This window comes from Aequorivita lipolytica, assembly GCF_007997135.1.
Lineage (GTDB): Bacteria > Bacteroidota > Bacteroidia > Flavobacteriales > Flavobacteriaceae > Aequorivita > Aequorivita lipolytica.
The window spans coordinates 1-18759 of the sequence record NZ_VORU01000010.1 but is presented as its reverse complement, the minus strand read 5'-3'; the positions used below and the strand labels follow the sequence as shown (position 1 = coordinate 18759).

The 18759-nt window shown below is 37.1% G+C and carries 16 protein-coding genes; 11 read left to right on the top strand and 5 right to left on the bottom strand.

The genetic code is table 11. The features are described from left to right. The 3 genes from ESV24_RS11415 (at position 1) to ESV24_RS15350 (ending at position 3217) form a co-directional block, all read left to right on the top strand. Positions 1–1212, top strand: a complete 1212-nt coding sequence (locus ESV24_RS11415) for a DUF4249 domain-containing protein (RefSeq protein WP_235004047.1) — start codon at positions 1–3, stop codon at positions 1210–1212. Further along, positions 1200–2948, top strand: coding sequence for a hypothetical protein (locus ESV24_RS11410; protein ID WP_146743176.1), 1749 nt, complete (start codon positions 1200–1202; stop codon positions 2946–2948). Before ESV24_RS11415 ends, ESV24_RS11410 begins: the two co-directional genes overlap by 13 nt. Positions 2949–3046: 98 nt before the next feature. Next, positions 3047–3217, top strand: coding sequence for a hypothetical protein (locus ESV24_RS15350; protein WP_160110627.1), 171 nt, complete (start codon positions 3047–3049; stop codon positions 3215–3217). A gap of 214 nt (positions 3218–3431) precedes the next feature. Here the strand turns inward: ESV24_RS15350 and prfB are convergent. Continuing rightward, positions 3432–4539, bottom strand: a protein-coding gene (gene prfB, locus ESV24_RS11405; protein ID WP_111816694.1) for a peptide chain release factor 2 whose coding sequence is annotated in 2 segments (ribosomal slippage) — positions 3432–4475 and positions 4477–4539 — 1107 coding nt in all. Because the reading frame shifts where the segments join, the coding sequence is not laid out codon by codon here. A 182-nt stretch (positions 4540–4721) separates the two neighbouring features. Here prfB and ESV24_RS11400 point away from each other — a divergent pair. Then, positions 4722–5351 carry a hypothetical protein gene (locus ESV24_RS11400; protein WP_111816695.1) on the top strand — a complete coding sequence of 210 codons (630 nt, stop codon included), beginning with the start codon at positions 4722–4724 and terminating at the stop codon, positions 5349–5351. A 4-nt stretch (positions 5352–5355) separates the two neighbouring features. After that, positions 5356–6378 carry a threonine aldolase family protein gene (locus ESV24_RS11395; protein WP_111816711.1) on the top strand — a complete coding sequence of 341 codons (1023 nt, stop codon included), beginning with the start codon at positions 5356–5358 and terminating at the stop codon, positions 6376–6378. Positions 6379–6543: 165 nt separating this feature from the next. Here ESV24_RS11395 and ESV24_RS11390 read toward each other — a convergent pair whose 3' ends face one another. Then, positions 6544–6864: a YegP family protein gene (locus tag ESV24_RS11390; protein WP_111816696.1), complete on the bottom strand. Its 321-nt coding sequence runs from the start codon at positions 6862–6864 to the stop codon at positions 6544–6546. A gap of 103 nt (positions 6865–6967) precedes the next feature. Beyond that, positions 6968–7291, bottom strand: a complete 324-nt coding sequence (locus ESV24_RS11385; RefSeq protein WP_111816697.1) for a YbaB/EbfC family nucleoid-associated protein — start codon at positions 7289–7291, stop codon at positions 6968–6970. Positions 7292–7354: 63 nt separating this feature from the next. On the opposite strand from ESV24_RS11385, the gene ESV24_RS11380 reads away from it, so the two are divergent. The 3 genes from ESV24_RS11380 to capB all read left to right on the top strand — a co-directional run bounded on the left by ESV24_RS11380 (position 7355) and on the right by capB (position 12049). Next, the gene (locus tag ESV24_RS11380) at positions 7355–9490 is read left to right on the top strand and encodes a S9 family peptidase (RefSeq protein ID WP_111816698.1); all 2136 of its coding nucleotides are present in this window, start codon (positions 7355–7357) and stop codon (positions 9488–9490) included. A 78-nt stretch (positions 9491–9568) separates the two neighbouring features. Continuing rightward, complete coding sequence (capA, locus tag ESV24_RS11375) at positions 9569–10606, top strand: cysteate synthase (protein ID WP_111816699.1); 1038 nt, start codon at positions 9569–9571, stop codon at positions 10604–10606. A 183-nt stretch (positions 10607–10789) separates the two neighbouring features. Continuing rightward, on the top strand, positions 10790–12049 hold the full coding sequence (gene capB, locus ESV24_RS11370; RefSeq protein ID WP_111816700.1) for a cysteate-C-fatty acyltransferase: 1260 nt from the start codon (positions 10790–10792) through the stop codon (positions 12047–12049). Between the two features lie 60 nt (positions 12050–12109). Here the strand turns inward: capB and ESV24_RS11365 are convergent, their stop codons facing one another. Next, on the bottom strand, positions 12110–13228 hold the full coding sequence (locus ESV24_RS11365) for a GNAT family N-acetyltransferase (protein ID WP_111816712.1): 1119 nt from the start codon (positions 13226–13228) through the stop codon (positions 12110–12112). Positions 13229–13238: 10 nt separating this feature from the next. Next, the gene (locus ESV24_RS11360) at positions 13239–14219 is read right to left on the bottom strand and encodes a transporter (RefSeq protein ID WP_111816701.1); all 981 of its coding nucleotides are present in this window, start codon (positions 14217–14219) and stop codon (positions 13239–13241) included. 106 nt (positions 14220–14325) lie between these two features. On the opposite strand from ESV24_RS11360, the gene ESV24_RS11355 reads away from it, so the two are divergent. From ESV24_RS11355 to ESV24_RS11345, 3 genes are all read left to right on the top strand, one after another. Continuing rightward, positions 14326–14589 carry a DUF4834 family protein gene (locus tag ESV24_RS11355; RefSeq protein WP_317046809.1) on the top strand — a complete coding sequence of 88 codons (264 nt, stop codon included), beginning with the start codon at positions 14326–14328 and terminating at the stop codon, positions 14587–14589. Between the two features lie 186 nt (positions 14590–14775). Further along, positions 14776–17229: a YfhO family protein gene (locus ESV24_RS11350; RefSeq protein WP_111816703.1), complete on the top strand. Its 2454-nt coding sequence runs from the start codon at positions 14776–14778 to the stop codon at positions 17227–17229. A gap of 130 nt (positions 17230–17359) precedes the next feature. Next, entirely contained in the window at positions 17360–18661 is a 1302-nt protein-coding gene (locus ESV24_RS11345; protein ID WP_111816704.1) for a glycosyltransferase family 4 protein, read from the top strand. Positions 18662–18759 lie beyond the last annotated feature (98 nt).

Below are 18759 nucleotides of genomic sequence, written 5' to 3'. Positions count from 1 at the left end.
ATGATGAGGACAAAAATTTTATTTATCAGTCTTTTCGCAATACTACTTTTTCAAATGGGTTGCACAGAACCTTACGAAATTGAAACATTAAATTATGAAAGTGTTTTGGTTGTGGAAAGTACCATAACCGATGAAATGAAGCCACAGATTGTAAAACTGAGTAAAACTTCTACTTTGGAAAATCCAGAAATTATATATGAAAACAATGCTTCAGTAAGTGTATCGAGCAGTGCGGGAGATAATTTCAATTTTTCCCAAAACAGCGAAACAGGTTTTTACGTCTCAAATCAGCCTTTCAGCGCCCAACCGAATGTGGATTATGCTTTGAACATAATTACCCAAGACGGGAGGCGTTATAAATCTTCCGCAGTAAATCTAACTTCTTCCGTAGCGATGGACGATGTTTATATTGATCGCATTATTAGCCCAACAGATAACAAAGACGGCGTTCAGATTTTGGTAAACACGGAAGATCTAACGGGAAATGCGAAATATTTTAGATATGAATATGAAGAAACCTACAAAATCGTGGCTCCCACTCCCACGCCTTATTATACAGAACTCGCTAACTACAACCCAGATAATGGAACGTATGATGTAATTCTGACGCCCAGAGAACCGGAAGTAATTTGCTATTCTTCCGAAATTTCCACGGGTATAACTCAAACTACAACTACGGAGCTAAATGAAAACAGAGTTTTTCGTTTTCCGGTTCGACATCTTTCAAAACTGGATCCTAAAATACAGACACGCTACAGTATTTTAGTGAAACAATATGTGCAGAGCGTGGACGCTTTTACTTTTTATAAAATTGTAAAAGAGTTGGGAAGCGTTGAAAGCCTGTTATCTCAAGGGCAGCCAGGATATGTAACCGGCAATATGGTTTCCGAAGCAAATCCGGATGAAAAGGTGCTCGGTTTTTTCGAAGCTTCTTCAATGACCTCAAAAAGAATATATTTTAATTATGAAGATGCAGGCCTCGAGAAACCGCCTTATTTTGTGGATTGCGAGGTTTTGTTTCTTGACTATAATGATAACACAGTATTAGATAACGACCCCGACGAACGTCAAATCTTGTACGATCTTATTTCATCAAATGAATACCAAATAATCGGTGCAAATTCACGGCTTATTTATAGAATTGTAAAGTCTGAATGTAGTGTTTGCACCTATTTTTCATCAAATGTAAAACCCGATTTTTGGGAGGATTGATTATGACAAAAAAGTTTCTATTAATAGTATTTGTTTTTTTCGGAACAGTTTTAAAAGCTCAAGTTCCGAAAGATCAAGTTTCGGTAGATGTTAACGTTTTTCCAAAGGAAACCGTGGCGCTATCTATTAATTCTGAAGTATTGCTCGCAGGAGAGTTGCTTCAGTACAAAGCTTATATTTTTAATGCTTCAAACAAAATTAGTGCGTTAAGCAAGATGGTTTATGTTTCACTGCGAAAACAAAATGATTCAGTAGTTTTCAATCATAAACTAAGGGTAGAAAACGGAACTGCAAATGGAGACTTTTTCATTCCTTCAAATTTAAATACGGGTATTTATAAGCTCATTGGCTACACAAATTTTTCAAAGAATAACGCGCAGAATGGATTTGTGCAAAAGGATATTTACATTATAAATACGTTCGTTAAAAGGGATTTAGACAATAGGAAAAAGGATACAATTGCCATCACTGCTTCGAATGGGAAAGATTTCAATATTTCGGAAATTCATGGTAATTCAGAAATGCTTAAAACTACTTTAAACAAACAAACCTATGGCTTCCGTGAAAAGGTAAATTTGAAGTTGGAAAGCCATTTTAAAAACACTGATGGCAACTATGTTCTTTCAGTACGGAAAATAAACCCTGTTGAAATTTCAGGCAAAATTCCAATAGTTACAAAAGCTATTTCTTCAGAAATATTTTACGTGCCGGAACTTCGCGGTGAACTGATTTCAGGAATAGTTTTGTCTATAAGTGATAATGTGCCTCTCGCAAATATTGAGGTTTCATTAACAATTCCAGACGAAGATTTCGTTCTGAAAACTTCAAAGACCAATAGTGAGGGCCGCTTTTTCTTTTCCGTTTCCGAAGCTTATAATGCCGAAAATAGTGTTGTTCAAATTTATGGAGACGCGGCGGAGAGGAGTGCAAATAAAGTAATTTTGGATAAAAAAGATTTTAGCCTGAATAAAAATAAGCCATATTTTTTGAACATATCTTCAGATTTGAAAGACTGGCTGCAGGAGCGCAGTGTACAAGTACAAGTTGAAAACGCGTATTATGATATTAAAAAGGACAGTATTTTGCCAAAATGGATCAACCCAGCTTTTTACAGTAATCTGGGAACCGTTTTCAATTTAGATGATTACACACGTTTTCCCTCTATAAAGGAAACTTTTGTGGAAGTAGTTACGCTGGCTGCAATTAGAGGAACTGGCGATAATGCTAAGTTCATAGTTAACAATGAATACGATCCAAACGGAACAGCGAAATTTAATGACATACCGCCACTGGTACTTCTGGATGGGATACAAATTGTAGACAGCAAAGAGCTTGTAAATTTTAGCACAAAGGAAATACAAAAAGTACGGGTTATTATTGAGCCGTATCGTTATGGCCCTAAAATATACAGTGGAATAATTGCTGTTGAAACGAAAAAAGGAGATTTTATTCCAAATGAAATAATAAAGAATAATTCAGAAGTATCGCTTTCTTCCGCGGTTAAACCAAAGGAAAGTTATAAGCCAGCCTACGATAAAAAATCCGAACTTTCAAAAATTCCAGATTATAGGGTGCAATTATTGTGGCAGCCGAAAATTAATTTTTCGGATTTAGATTACAATACTTCTTTTTATACATCGGATGTTCCGGGAATTTTTGAAGTGAAAATAGAAGGTTTTACCGAAGACGGCACTTATATTTCTGAGAAGAATTACTTCACCGTTGCGAAAAATTAAGTAAAAATGTTAAAATTAAAGTCTTTTCGGTTAAAATATATCGTTTAAATGCTTTAATTTTAAAATACTTTTGTTAAACAACCTTTAAACTAACCTCCATGCTTCATTGGAAAGCAATCTATATAATATTAGCCATTGTCTTTGGCGTGGTCGGTTTTATAGGCATTGGCGATGGTGGGTTGGAACCAGCCAAATATATATCTGGAATCTTTTTACTGCTGCTGTTTGTCTTTTGGGCCACCGATTTTGTGGGAAGAAGGAGAAGTTGAAGTTTTTTGTTAAAGTTTTTAAAACAAGTAAGTTTGGCGAGATTGTTTTAGTATATTTATAAAACTATCATATCGGGGTGCTTAAGTCTTAAAAACAGCTGAGAAAATACCCGTAAAAACTTCGAAAAGGATAATGCCAGCAGAAGGAATATGATTTGCAAAGGGAACTAAGATTTTTTTAAATCTTGTTCCCTTTGTTTTTTATTATTAATAGCTAAAGTTCGTCCTTCTTCTCTTTTTGTCCAGTCATCATCAAATAAGCCTTTAAAAACCCATCAATCTCGCCATCTAGCATTGCGTCGGTATTTCCGGTTTCATGGGCAGTGCGTACGTCTTTAACCAATTTGTAGGGATGCAGAACGTAGTTGCGAATTTGTGAGCCCCATTCAATTGCCATTTTGCTGTTTTCAATTTCTGCGCGTTGGGCTAGCTGTTTCCGCAATTCAATTTCGTACAATTGCGATTTAAGCATCTGCATCGCCTTTTCTCGGTTATCCAGCTGGCTTCGTGTTTCACTATTATGTATTACGATTCCGGAAGGATTGTGGGTAAGGATTGCTTTAGTTTCTACCTTGTTCACATTTTGTCCTCCAGCGCCGCTGCTTCGGGCAAATTCCCACGAAATATCGGCGGGATTTATGTCAATTTCAATAGTGTCATCGACTAAAGGGTACACATAAACACTTGCAAAACTTGTGTGTCTTTTTGCATTACTATCAAACGGAGAAATACGCACCAAACGATGCACCCCGTTTTCACTCTTTAGCCAACCAAAGGCATATTCACCTTCAATTTCTAAGGTTACGGTTTTTACACCGGCAACATCGCCAGCCTGAAAGTTTAGTTCCTTTACTTTATAACCGTTTTTTTGTGCCCACATTAGGTACATACGCATTAGCATCTGTGCCCAGTCGCAACTCTCGGTTCCGCCGGCACCAGCTGTAATTTGGAGCACAGCACTCATGTCGTCACCTTCTTCTCCAAGCATATTTCGGAACTCCAGCGCTTCAATAGCCGTTTCAGCTTTGCCAAAGGCGGCATCTACGTTTTCAGGTTTTCCTTCACCTTCTTTATAAAACTCTAATAAAATTTCGGCTTCTTCGGTAAGGGTAGTTGCGGATTCGTAATCTGTAACCCATTTCTTTTTGGTACGCAGCACCTTCATAAAAGCCTCGGCTTCCTGAGGGTTGTTCCAAAAATTGGGGTCGAATGTTTTTTCTTCGTCGTTGGTAATCTCTATGCTTTTGCCAGCAATGTCAAAGATAGCGCCTCAAGGCATCTAGCCGCACCTTAAGGTCTTTGATTTGGTCTGTTGTAGTCATATTTATTGCCCGTGAAAACAGGTATCTTTTTAATGGAAGTTCATTTTGGTCATTTTGAAAACGATGTTTCAAATTAAATTATGAAGCAAAAATACCATTAACTTCGTGAGCGAAAAGTATTTTTCGGCTAATTTTATACTTTCTTAAAAATATGTATTTCAGAAATAATTAAATCTCTTTATATGAAAAATATAGTGCTCTTTTTCGCATTGATTATAACGACTATTGTTTTCGCCCAAAATGACGAGACTTTTGTAGATTCGCTGGTTGCACAAAAAATGGCAGAACTTGAACTGCAGCAAAATCCTGAATATTTTTTCAGAAAAGATTACTGCGTTGGGAACATACAACTGTTCAATTTACCCGATGGTAGCCTTTGTGCTTCGCGGTCTACCTACTATTCAGTTTACTTATTTTGGAAGGAAGACGATGAAGTTTTGAAACTTCAGAAATTTGATAATTGCGGAAGTTTTATGCCTTTGAAAATAGTCCGTAATAAGACATTAATTAAACTACTTAATGAAGAGCAAGCGCTGAAAAGTGAAACGGTAAAAAAATACGAAGGCGAAAAGGTTGATGATAATGCGTTTGGAAATATGTCGGTTCAGTCGTGCCATAAAGAATACAAGTTTGTTTTTGAAGGCAAAGCTTTTGAAAAAAGCTTCCGCGAGTTTGATCTTACCAACGATTCCAAATACAGAAACGTTAACGCAGATCACAACAATTCACTTAAATTGATAAAGCTGGACAATGAGGTTTCAGAGTTATTAAAGAATTTAGAAAAAAATGGAAAATTTTTCCGAGAAGACTAAAAATATGACAATAGATTTAAGAAGCGATACCGTTACCAAACCCACACAGGGAATGATGCAAGCAATTATGAATGCAGAAGTAGGTGATGATGTCTATAAAGAAGACCCAACCGCCAATAAGTTAGAGCTAAAACTTGCAGCAATGTTCGGGATGGAGGCTGCACTTTTTTTCCCAACGGGAAGTATGGCAAACCAAGCGGCTATAAAAATGCACACCCAACCTGGAGAACAGTTAATAGCCGATAAATGGGCGCACGTTTATAATTACGAAGGCGGCGGCGTATCCTTTAATAGCGGGGTTTCCTGCAAATTGATTGATGGCAATCGCGGAATGATTACCGCTGCGCAAGTTGAAGAAAACATAAATCCGCCAGATTTTTATCACAGTCCGCTTACAAGTTTGGTGTGTTTAGAAAATACAACAAACAAAGGCGGTGGAGCGTGTTATGATTTTTCTGAAATAGAAAAAATACGCAGAGTTTGCAATAATCATAATTTAGGGTTGCATTTAGATGGTGCGCGAATTTGGAATGCACTTGTGGCAAAAAAGGAAGATCCTAAAGATTATGGAAAAGTTTTCGATACTATTTCGGTTTGTTTGAGCAAAGGTTTGGGCACGCCCATGGGAAGCGTTTTACTGGGGAAAAGTGAAATTATGAAAAAAGCAATGCGTACCCGGAAAGTATTGGGTGGCGGAATGCGGCAAATAGGTTTTATGGCTGCTGCGGGTATTTATGCTTTGGATAATCATTTAGATCGCTTGGCTGATGACCATAAAAAAGCTTCGGAAATTTCGGAATTGCTTTCGAAACAATCCTATATAAAAAAGGTTGAGCCCACAGAAACCAATATTGTAATTTTTTATCTTTCTGAACACATTTCCGAAGAAAAATTTATGGATGATTTGCTTCAGAAAAACATTAAAATTAGCAGTATGGGGCAGGGGAAATTACGAATTGTAACCCATTTAGATTATACGGATGGGATGCACGGGAAGTTTTTGGAAATTCTTAAAAAATATAAATAGTATTATAAAATGAGCCGCGAATTCACGAATTGTAACCCATTTAGATTATACGGATGGGATGCACGGGAAGTTTTTGGAAATTCTTAAAAAATATAAATAGTATTATAAAATAAGCCGCGAATTCACGAATAATTATTTAAAACATTCGTGAATTCGTGGCGAAATTTATTCCACTTCATTTATCGAAGCGCCGGGAGCATTTTTTTTCACAGAGTCAATCCCTGTGGTAACGCCGCTTTCAGAAGTATACATTTGGCTATTTCCTATTATTTGGCCGTTCGTGGATTTCACGTTGAAATGAAACTTTCCATTTGCCGCTGTCTTTCTTTCGTACATAGAATCACTGCCACAGTTGGTTTTTACGGATTCAATGCCGTTCATTGCTGCAGCTTTTGTGGTGTACATTTGGCTGGAAAGGATTACTAGTCCATTGGCCGCTTTTAATACGAAATGAAATTTATCACCACTCATCTTTAGTTCAAACATAATAATTAGGTGTTTAAGATTATTAATAATTAAAACCTTAATATCGTGAAAAATAAGATGTTATAAAAATTACTTTTCCTATTTATAATAAATTTAGCATTAGTTACTTAAACAAATCCATTCCGGGAATATTCGGCATTCCTTCTTTTGCAACAGCTGCAACTTCTGTTTCGTGCACATTGGTAGCTTTTTCTATCGCCTTGTTCAGCGTGAGGATTAAATAATCTTCAAGTTGTTCTTTATCTTCCATCAAACTATCTGCTATTTCAATAGTTTTAATTTTTCGGTTTGCCGTGAGCGTTATTTTTAGAAGTCCGTCACTGCTTGCTTCGTCAATAAGCACAGTGTCTAAGCGTTTTTTTGTAGCTTCTACTTTTTCTTGGGTTTCTTTTAATTTACCCATCATTCCCATTAAATCTCCAAACATAATTTCTTGTTTTAGTTTGCTACAAATTTACTAAATTGTGTGACTATTCAAAAACCTTCAATTATGAAAAAATTGGCTTTCCTTTCATTTGCTTCCCTTATTTTTGCCGCTTCAATAAATGCGCAGGAAACTTCAAAAGCAACTATGAAAATTACTCCCCCTAAAGCGGAAAAAAGTCCTAAAGAATTAAAAGCACACGGCGATGTTCGCATCGATGATTATTATTGGCTCAACAATCCCGAAGATGAAAAGGTAATTAATTATCTAAACGAAGAAAATAAGTATTACGAGGCAATGACCGCGCACACTAAGAAATTTAAGGAAGATCTTTTTGAAGAAATGAAGGCACGCATAAAAGAGGACGATGAGTCGGTTCCATATAAACTAAACGGCTATTACTACATAACCCGCTACGAAACTGGGAAAGATTACCCTATTTACACACGTAAGAAGGGTTCTTTAGACGCTTCAGAAGAAATTCTTTTTGACGTAAACGAAATGGCAAAAGATTATTCTTATTATAACCTTACCGGCCTGAACGTTTCTGAAGATAACAAACTTATTTCTTTTGGCGTAGATACCTTAAGCCGAAGAAAATACGATATTTACATTAAAAATCTTGAGACTGGCGAAACCTATGCCGAACGCATCCCGCTTACTACAGGCAGCGCCACTTGGGGCAACGATAACAAAACACTTTTTTACACTCGAAAGGACGATAAAACCCTTCGCGCAGATAGAATATACCGCCATACTTTGGGCACTGACCCAATTGTAGACGAATTGATTTTTACGGAGGAAGACGACACCTTCGGTACTTACGTTTATAAAACTAAGTCTAGAGAATATATCGTAATAGGCTCTTACAGTACCCTTACAACGGAGTTCAGCGTCTTAAATGCTGATACGCCAACGGGTCAATTCAAAATATTTCAGCCTCGCGAAAGAGGTTTGGAATACAGCATCTCGCATTACGGAAACAATTGGTACGTGCTGACGAATAAAGACAAAGCACTCAATTTTAAACTGATGAAAACTTCGGAAGACAAAACTTCCAAAGAGAATTGGGTAGATATGATCCCGCATCGCGAGGATGTGCTTTTGGAAGACATAGATATTTTTAAGGATTATCTGGTTGTTAGCGAACGTAATAACGGACTCACAAAAATTCGAATAAAGAAATGGAAAGGCAGCGAAGATTATTATTTGCCTTTCGATAACGAAACCTATACCGCTTTCACAACCCAAAACCCGGAATTCGACACTAAAATTCTTCGTTACGGTTACAATTCTTTAAATACGCCAGCTTCGGTGATTGATTTCAATATGGAAACCAAGGTGAAAACTGTTTTGAAAGAAACCGAAGTTTTAGGTGACAAGTTCGATAAAGATAATTATGAAACCGAGCGTCTTTGGGCAACTGCTGCGGATGGAACAAAAATCCCCATGTCGGTTATTTATAGAAAAGGAATTAAGAAAGATGGTAAAAATCCATTGCTTATTTACGGTTACGGCTCTTATGGAGCAACTATCGATCCTTACTTTTCATCGGTAAGACTGAGTCTATTGGATCGTGGCTTTATCTTCGCAATTGCGCACGTACGCGGGGGAGAATATATGGGAAGGCAATGGTACGAGGACGGGAAACTGCTGAAAAAGAAAAATACATTTAAAGATTTTATAGATGCTTCCAAATATTTAATTGATCAAGGTTATACTTCCAAAGAGCATCTTTATGCTTCCGGTGGTTCAGCGGGTGGTCTTTTGATGGGCGCCATAGTTAATTTAGCGCCAGATTTATACAATGGTATTATCGCTTCAGTTCCTTTTGTAGATGTAGTAACAACCATGCTTGACGATTCCATACCGCTAACTACGGGAGAATATGACGAGTGGGGAAATCCAAATAACGTGGAATCCTATAATTATATGAAAAGTTATTCCCCGTATGATAATGTGGAAGTGAAAGCCTATCCAAATATGCTTGTTACAACTGGTCTGCACGATAGCCAAGTGCAATATTGGGAGCCTGCAAAGTGGGTTGCAAAACTGAGAGATCTAAAAACCGACAGTAACACTCTTTTATTACAAACCAACATGGATGCTGGACACGGCGGGGCTTCTGGACGTTTTGAAGCGTTGAAAGAGGTTGCTATGGATTTTGCCTTTTTATTGGATTTGGAAGGAATCAAGGAGTAATAAAAATAATTCCGTACCTTTGGCGGGTTGAAAAATTCAGTTTCAAACTGAGTATTTTTTAAAACGAACTCCCTCTTTATGAAAGAAGAAATAAAAGCCCACAATAGCGTGTTGGAACTTATAGGTAACACACCGCTGATTAAGCTTAACAAGATTACCCAAAAGATGAAGGGTAATTATTTCGCAAAGGTTGAAGCGTTCAATCCAGGACATTCTACAAAAGATCGCATTGCACTTTATATTATTGAAGAAGCCGAAAGAAAAGGAATCCTTAAACCAGGCGACACTATTATTGAAACCACAAGTGGAAACACGGGGTTCAGTATTGCAATGGTAAGTATTATTAAGGGTTATGAATGTATTTTAGCAGTAAGCTCCAAATCTTCAGCAGATAAAATTGATATGCTGAAAACAATGGGAGCAAAGGTTTACGTTTGCCCAGCTCACGTTAGCGCAGACGATCCACGTTCGTATTATGAAGTTGCAAAAAAGCTTCACAGTGAAATAAAAGGGTCGGTGTATATCAATCAATATTTTAACGAATTGAATATTGATGCACATTACCAAACCACTGGTCCCGAAATTTGGGAACAAACTGCCGGTAAAATCACCCATTTAGTAGCTTGTAGTGGAACTGGCGGAACAATTTCTGGAACGGCTCGTTTTCTGAAAGAGAAAAATCCACATATAAGAATAATAGGAATTGATGCTTACGGCTCAGTACTTCAGAAATATCACCAAACAAAAGAATTTGACACGAATGAAATCTATCCATACCGAATTGAAGGTTTGGGTAAAAACTTAATTCCATCGGCTACAGATTTCAATATAATTGACAAATTTGAAAAAGTAACCGATGAGAGTAGTGCTCACACGGCTCGAGAGCTTGCAAAAACCGAAGGACTTTTTGTAGGTTATACTAGTGGTGCTGCAATGCAAGGGTTAAAACAGCTTGAAGAAGAAGGCGAGTTTGCAGCGGATAGCAATATTGTTGTTATCTTCCCAGACCACGGTTCACGATATATGAGCAAAATCTATAACGACGAATGGATGCAACAGCAAGGTTTCTTCGATTCTGAAACTGCTGAAATACACAAGATAGAATACATTAAGTAATTTACGATATGCGATTTTAGATTTACGATTTAGAAAACCGATTGAATACATTTCAGTCGGTTTTTTGTTTGTAGGCTCGCGATTATCGCGAGCCTACAAAACCTGTCTAAAATCTCACGTCTAAAAACTATAATCTAATTATAATTTAATTAATTTTGTCGCACATTTTTAACAAAAGATTTAATGAAAGATTTATTCGATAAAATCTATAAAGATAAAGGTCCGTTAGGAAAATGGGCCGAACAAGCGGAAGGCTACTTTGTATTTCCAAAATTGGAAGGTCCAATTTCCAACCGAATGAAGTTTAAGGGAAAGGATGTAATCACTTGGAGTATTAATGATTATTTAGGCCTTGCCAATCATCCCGAAGTTAGAAAAGTAGATGCCGAAGCCGCACAAAAATGGGGTTCTGCCTACCCAATGGGCGCGCGAATGATGAGCGGCCACACGGATCTTCACGAGCAACTTCAAAGAGAACTTGCAGAATTTGTAAATAAGGAAGCTGCTTATCTTTTAAATTTTGGTTATCAAGGAATGGTTTCAACAATAGATGCCTTGGTTTCAAAAGACGATGTAATCGTTTATGATGTTGATGCCCACGCTTGTATTATTGATGGGGTTCGCCTTCACTTGGGGCAACGCTTCACTTATAGGCACAACGATATGGAAAGTATCGAAAAGAACCTACAGCGTGCTACTAAAGTTGCCGAGAAAACTGGCGGTGGAATTCTTCTTATTTCCGAAGGTGTTTTCGGAATGCGCGGTGAGCAGGGAAAATTGAAAGAAATTATAGAACTTAAGAAAAAATACAATTTTCGCTTTTTCGTGGATGATGCCCATGGTTTCGGAACGCTTGGAAAAACAGGTGCCGGAGCAGGCGAGGAGCAAGGCGTTCAGGACGGAATTGACGTTTATTTTGCAACCTTCGCAAAATCTATGGCAAGCACGGGAGCATTTATTGCTGGTGATGAAGAGATAATGAATTACCTAAAATACAACCTGCGTTCGCAAATGTTTGCGAAATCATTACAAATGGTTTTGGTGGAAGGTGCTTTAAAGCGTTTGGATATGCTTCGTACGATGCCCGAATTAAAAGAAAAACTTTGGGAAAATGTAAATGCCCTGCAAGGCGGACTTAAAAAGAGAGGTTTTGATATTGGGACAACCCAAAGTTGCGTGACTCCGGTTTATTTAAAAGGAAGCATTCCAGAAGCTATGGCGTTAGTAAAAGACCTACGTGAAAACCACGGAATTTTCTGCTCAATCGTTGTTTATCCGGTAATCCCGAAAGGACTGATTCTTTTAAGAATGATACCAACAGCTACGCACACAATACAAGACATTGATGAAACTTTGGAAGCGTTTTCAGCGATCCGCGAGCGATTGGAGAATGGAACTTATAAGCGTCTTTCTGCGGCTCTTATAGAGGCAATGGGAGAGTAGATTTTAAAAACTGAGTATTTATATATTGAAAAAATCCACCTTTTTTGGGTGGATTTTTTATTAAATATCCTTCCTAAAAGTACTCCGCTCTTTATGTTGCACAGGATTGTAATCCTTCCAAAGCAACTGCACAGCTGTATTTTCCTTTAATTCAGGATTTGTTTCCACAGTATGTATTCCTTTTGAGTTGAAAAGGTATTGCATTTCTTCAAAAATAATTGCGGTAACTCCCTTTCCTTGATACTCGGGATCTATTCCTATTAAATAAAAAGCGGCGGTATCGTTCTTTTTCTGTGCTTGAAGTATATAATTCCAGCCAATCGGAAACAGTTTCCCATTCGCCTTTTTCAGTGCTTTTGAAAAGGAAGGCATCACAATGGAAAAAGCAATCAGTTTTCCGGTTTCATCTTTTATACAGCAAATGTAGTCTGGATGGATAAAGCTGAAATATTTCTTTTTATAATAATCAATTTGATATTGCTGAATTGGCACGAAAGTCTGAAGCGTATTGTACGTTTTATTCAATAAACCGAACATATCATCCACATAAGGAAGAATTTCTTTTTTGCCTTTAAAACGAATCACAGAAAGTTTATAGCGTTCCCGTATAATTTTGGAAAATTTTGAAACCTTTTCAAAAATAGTATCGGGTATTTCGAGCCTATATTCCACCCAAGTTGCCTGCTTTTCATAACCGAGTGTTTCCAAATGTTCGGCGTAATAGGGGAAATGATACCAAGTAATCATCGTATTCATTTCCTCAAAACCCATTGTTAGGATTCCGGCTTTTTCCATGTTGCTGAAACCTACGGGGCCTTCGGCATATTCTAGGTTTTGTTGGCGGCCTTTTTCATATACTTTTTCAAGCAGGGCTTTGGTTACTTCAATATCATCAACCATGTCCAGCCAACCAAAACGAATTTTTTTCTTGCCTTGTTCGTTTACTTCGAAATGGTTCAGAATAACGGCGATTCGCCCAACTATTTCATCATTTTTATACGCTAAGTAGTACCAAGCTTCAGCGTTTTTAAAAACTGGATTTTTTTCAGGGTTTAAAGTTTCCATTTCGTCTTTAATCAATGGTGGAACCCAGTATTTGCTATCTTTGTAAAGTTTAAAAGGAAAAGTGACAAACTTTTTGAGATCACTTTTTGAGGTTAGTTCTTTAACTGTAATCATACTTAAAACGTTATTGTTCGCCATTTCCATCCAATTCTAATTCGTCTTGACGTTCTTCTTTTTTGTCTTTATCTTTTTTGTCTTTTGATTTTTTATTGGCGTCATCTTCCAAATATTCATCTTTATCGTGCATATCAAAACGATATGCCAATCCAGCACGGCCATAGAATTTTGATGGTGTATCTTTAAAGCTATAAGTAAGTGAAAGATCAACCTGTAAATTTTGATTAATAAGGGCAGCCGCACCGCCACGAAGCAATTGGTCTGCATAAAAATCACTTTTCAAACCTTGGTTTTCAAGAAATACAGAAAAATATCTATTGGTTGCGTGTGTTAAGGTTAGAATGTAGCCATAGGTAGGAAAATCTGTTGTTACCCTATCTATTATAATATTGGTTACAAATACCCATCCGCCAATAAAGTTATTTTGGGTAGAAAGCACCAACTTTGGACTTATCGTACTTTCAGCTTCCGGTGTGAAAGGATTGTCGGCAAAATCTACATTGGCGCCTGCATAAACTGAAATGGCTGGAATTAAATCTGCCCACTGTGTTTTGTTATTTGCCTTCCAACTATAGAGGTTTGGGCCTTGAAGATCACGTTTTCGGTACGGGTCGTAAATTAAATATTTCGCTCCCAGTGTATTACTTTTAAAGTTTGAAAGATTGTATTCCCTTACAAGTGTTGAGCGATTATCAGTAACCGAATTTGATTGAAACTCTCCCATAAGGCTCACTTCCAGACGTTCTTTTAGTATACCATAACGCACTGAATAATCTATTGCAAAACCGTTAGTTTCAGTTTTCAGAAGTTCGTGTTTTTCCTTTCCGTAACTAAATCCGGTTTCAATCTGAAGCACATTGGTGCCTACAGAAAATGCACCTTGCGAGCCACCCGGGCGGTTTGTGTTTATCATTTCTGTGTATTGTGCCGAAACATTTGAAAAGGTTATAAAACACAGCAGAAATAGAAAGGGAAGTTTGATGTTCATGGAATGTTGGGTTTAGCTCAAAGATATAAGATTTTACCATTAATTTAATAGTCAATATTCGTCTTTTTCTGCATCAATCCTTATTTTTGAAAATAATTTGACCGTTATGATGACATTCCTAAAAACGATATTGATCGTTCTTCTGGTATACTTTGGGCTTAAGTTTCTTATTAAGCTGGGTACGCCTTATTTAATGCGTTATATTTCGAAAAAAGCTGGACAACAGTTTGAGCAGTTCTTCGGAAATAATCCAGATATGAAATCGCAGAAACAACAAGAGGGAAGTATTACCATTGATAAAAATCCTTCTTCCAATTCCCGATCTAGTAAAAAAGTTGGGGAATATGTTGAATATGAAGAGGTGGATTAAAAGGACGGTTCGAACCAAGTCATTTTGACCCACGACGAGTTTTAATTGTAATCGTTGTTTGCATTCTCTTCAGTCCTATTTTTTTTGTCATGCTTCAAACCGTCGTGGTTCGTGTTTCCATTCAGCTGTGGTTCGTGTTTCCAAAATTTTCCCTAATTTCCCCACTTCAAATTCACAAGACCAATTATGCAGCCCAACTATAAAAGATTTCTTCCCCATTTAGTTGTTTTCGTTTTGTTTATAATTGCCTCCTTGGCTTATTTCAACCCAGTGTTGCAGGGAAAAAAAATATTCCAAAGTGATATTGTGCAATACACTGGAATGGCAAAACAGCAAAATGATTTTCGAAAAGCCACGGGCGAAGAAACTTATTGGACCGATGCGGCTTTCGGTGGGATGCCAACTTATCAATTAGGTGCAAAATATCCAAACAATTACATAAAACAACTCGATCTCGCCATTCGCTTTTTACCGCGTCCGGCAGATTATTTATTCCTTTATTTTATAGGAATGTATATTCTGTTTTTGGTTTTGAAAGTAGACTATAAACTGGCTTTTCTCGGAGCTTTGGCTTTCGGTTTTTCAACATATTTGATTATTATTTTGGGCGTTGGGCACAACGCAAAAGCCCATGCCATTGCTTATATGCCTTTTGTATTAAGCGGAATATTCCTAACATTCCGCGGAAAATATCTTTGGGGCTTTTTATTACTGACGGTTTCAATGGGGTTGGAATTGGTTGCAAACCACTTCCAAATGACGTATTATTTGATGCTTTTAGTAGTAATCATTGGAATTGTTTATTTAATTGACGCTTTCCAAAAAAAAATACTTCCACATTATTTTAGAGCAGTTGGAATTATGCTGGCTGCGGTTATAATTTCTATTGGTTTAAACGCCACTAATATTTTAGCAACTAAAGAGTACGCAGATACTTCTACCCGCGGAAAAACAGAATTAAGCATCAATGCAGACGGAACGCCGAAAGACAATAAAACAGGACTTGATTATGATTATATAACTGAGTACAGCTACGGAAAACTGGAAAGTTTTAATCTGTTTATTCCACGTTTTATGGGTGGAAGTTCGTCCGAAGCATTTCCAGAAGATTCAAAAACTGTTGAAAATTTAATGCGAATGGGCGCATCTTCCCAGGAAGCAAACCAAGTTTTAAGCCAAATCCCGATGTATTGGGGCGATCAAACTTTTGTGGGCGCACCTGCATATATTGGTGCAATCATTATATTTCTTGCTGTTTTGGCACTGTTTTTAGTCCGAGGTAGATTGAAATGGTGGGTTGTTTCAGCCTTTGTGTTAACGCTATTTCTTTCGTGGGGTAAAAACTTTAGCGGGCTAACAGAATTTTTTATAGATTATGTTCCGCTTTACGATAAATTTCGCGCGGTATCTTCAATACAAGTTATTATTGAATTGATTGTTCCAATACTCGCCATTGTTGGTCTTCACCAGTTTTTCAATGAGTTTGAAAAGGAAGATGAAAAGAAAAAAGCCTTGCTTTATTCCACAGGAATAGTTGGTGGACTCACGCTTATTTTCATACTATTCAAGTCGTCTCTTTTTGATTTTGCCAGTCCTTTCGATAGTTATTTTAGAGATGAAATGGGACTACCGTTTTTGGAAGCTATCCGCGAAGATAGAATGTCTCTTTTCACCTCCGATGCAATTCGCTCTTTAATATTTGTTGTTTTAACAGCTGCAGTTCTTTGGTTTTTAATGAAAGGAACATTGAAAAAAGGTTTTACTATTGCCGCACTTTGTCTATTGGTTTTGGTTGATTTGGTGGGCGTTAATAGAAGATATGTGAATGAAGATGACTTTGTGCAAGCTAGATTAGTTGACGAGCCATTTCAGAAAAACGGCGCAGACATTCAAATTTTGGAAGACGATGGCCATTACCGTGTTTACGATGCTACAACAAACGCTTTTAACAGTGGGCGGGCTAGTTATTATCACAATGCTTTGGGCGGTTATCACGCCGCAAAACCTGGCAGAATGCAGGATTTGTTTGAGTTTTATATAAGCAAGGGAAATATCGGAATTCTGAATATGATGAATGTGCGCTACATCATTACCCAAACCAAAAATGGCGGGGCAGTGGCGCAGCGTAATCCGTATGCAAACGGCGATGCGTGGTTTGTTGAAAATGTGCTTCCTGCTGACAATGCAAACGTCGAAATTCAACTTTTGGACAGTTTGAACACTAAAACGACTGCCATTGTAAATAAAGAATTATTGTTGAAGATTCCGAATCAAAAAATGGAAAGAGACAGTACCGCTACTATTGAACTATTTAGTCATCAACCAAACAAGTTGGTTTATGAAACTTCAACTAAATCTGCTCAATTGGCAATTTTTTCTGAAGTGTACTATCCAAAGGGATGGAATGCTTATATAAATGGAAAACCAGCTGAATATTTTAGAGCAAACTATTTGCTGCGAGCAATGGTTATCCCTTCAGGAAACAATAAGATAGAATTTAAATTTGAACCGAAAGTAATACAAACTGGAAGCACCATTTCATTAATAAGTAGTATTGTTTTTCTTTTAATAGTATTGAGTGGTTTGTATTTTGCTTTTCGGAAGAAAAATAATGATTCCTTAGTTAAAGAAGAATTATAATTTCCTGTCCCTTTAGGAACAAAACATAGGTAAGTTGTACCTAAAGGCACAAAAAAACTGTCAGTCGGTTTGAATAACCGATATGAAGTCCCTAACGGAACTAAAAATAATCTAAACTAAAAATCCTGTTTTGAAACGCGCCCTTATAATCACATACTATTGGCCTCCAGCAGGCGGTCCGGGCGTACAGCGATGGTTGAAATTTGTAAAATATTTTCAGGAATTTGGAGTGGAACCGATTGTTTACGCTCCTGAAAATCCCAATTATCCTTTGATTGATGAAAATTTTTCTTCAGAAATTCCACCGGACATTGAAATTATAAAACAGCCAATCAACGAGCCCTATCGTTTCGCAAAACTTTTTTCAAAGGAGAAAACAAAACAGATAAGCAGCGGCATTATTTCAAAAAAACAAGTGTCTGCGATGGAGAAGTTAATGCTCTATGTGCGTGGCAATTTTTTTATTCCTGATGCGCGCGTGGGCTGGGTAAAACCTTCGGTTAAATTCCTTTCAAAATATATTTCTGAAAACGCCGTGGATGTGGTAATTACAACTGGTCCGCCACATAGCCTTCATCTTATCGGGATGCAGCTTCAAAAAGAATTGAACGTAAAATGGATTGCAGATTTTCGCGATCCGTGGACAACCATTCACTACCATAAATCGCTTCGATTAAACAAATCTTCGGAACGAAAACATAAGGCATTGGAAGCTTTGGTTTTAAAATCTGCAGACATAATTACCGTAACCAGCCCAACGACCAAAAAAGAGTTTGAAATGATTACCGAAACTCCGATTGAAGTTGTTACAAATGGTTACGAAATTTCTGAAGAAATTGACTTCGAAAAGGATTCTAGTTTTTCAATTTCGCACATTGGTTCATTACTGAGTGAACGAAATCCGGAAGTTTTATGGAAAGTACTTTCCGAAATTTGCAAAGAAAATACTTCTTTCAAAAATGACTTGCAATTAAAGTTTGCTGGAGCCATAAGCGAAGATGTGAAAAAAAGTCTTAAAAATTTCGAACTAATTTCGAATTGTAGATTTCTGGGCTACGTTTCCCATTCCGAAGCGCTAAAACTGCAGCTCAAAAGTCAGGTTTTGCTTCTTGTTGAAATAAACAGTAATGAAACCCGTGCTATTATTCCAGGCAAACTTTTTGAGTATTTAGCAGCTAAAAGACCAATCATTGCTTTAGGACCGAAGGAAAGCGATATTGAAGGAATAATTACTGAAACAAAAGCCGGTAAATTTTTCAGCTATTGGGATGATGATGAATTGAAAGCCGAAATTCTTCAATTATACGCAGCATTCAAAAGCGGAAATTTAAAAATTGCTTCTAAAGGCATTGAAAAATATAGTAGGAGGGAACTTACGAAACAAATGGCTTCATTAATTTTAAGGGACTATCTCATAAAGTGTGTAAGTTAAAAATTAGCGGGGGCATGCCCCCGCTAATTTTTTGTTTAATTTTAAATATTTACACCTTATGAAGAAAGATGATTTAATTTCAGATGATTTTCTGAAGC

What these genes read in the sequence shown, in the direction of transcription:
- ESV24_RS11360 (WP_111816701.1), bottom strand. Translation starts at nt 14,219, where the DNA reads ATGAACATCAAACTTCCCTTTCTATTTCTGCTGTGTTTTATAACCTTT.
- ESV24_RS11395 (WP_111816711.1), top strand. Translation starts at nt 5,356, where the DNA reads ATGACAATAGATTTAAGAAGCGATACCGTTACCAAACCCACACAGGGA.
- ESV24_RS11385 (WP_111816697.1), bottom strand. Translation starts at nt 7,291, where the DNA reads ATGTTTGGAGATTTAATGGGAATGATGGGTAAATTAAAAGAAACCCAA.
- ESV24_RS11355 (WP_317046809.1), top strand. Translation starts at nt 14,326, where the DNA reads ATGATGACATTCCTAAAAACGATATTGATCGTTCTTCTGGTATACTTT.
- ESV24_RS11400 (WP_111816695.1), top strand. Translation starts at nt 4,722, where the DNA reads ATGAAAAATATAGTGCTCTTTTTCGCATTGATTATAACGACTATTGTT.
- capB (WP_111816700.1), top strand. Translation starts at nt 10,790, where the DNA reads ATGAAAGATTTATTCGATAAAATCTATAAAGATAAAGGTCCGTTAGGA.
- capA (WP_111816699.1), top strand. Translation starts at nt 9,569, where the DNA reads ATGAAAGAAGAAATAAAAGCCCACAATAGCGTGTTGGAACTTATAGGT.
- ESV24_RS11390 (WP_111816696.1), bottom strand. Translation starts at nt 6,864, where the DNA reads ATGTTTGAACTAAAGATGAGTGGTGATAAATTTCATTTCGTATTAAAA.
- ESV24_RS11365 (WP_111816712.1), bottom strand. Translation starts at nt 13,228, where the DNA reads ATGATTACAGTTAAAGAACTAACCTCAAAAAGTGATCTCAAAAAGTTT.
- ESV24_RS11380 (WP_111816698.1), top strand. Translation starts at nt 7,355, where the DNA reads ATGAAAAAATTGGCTTTCCTTTCATTTGCTTCCCTTATTTTTGCCGCT.
- ESV24_RS11415 (WP_235004047.1), top strand. Translation starts at nt 1, where the DNA reads ATGATGAGGACAAAAATTTTATTTATCAGTCTTTTCGCAATACTACTT.
- ESV24_RS11350 (WP_111816703.1), top strand. Translation starts at nt 14,776, where the DNA reads ATGCAGCCCAACTATAAAAGATTTCTTCCCCATTTAGTTGTTTTCGTT.
- ESV24_RS15350 (WP_160110627.1), top strand. Translation starts at nt 3,047, where the DNA reads ATGCTTCATTGGAAAGCAATCTATATAATATTAGCCATTGTCTTTGGC.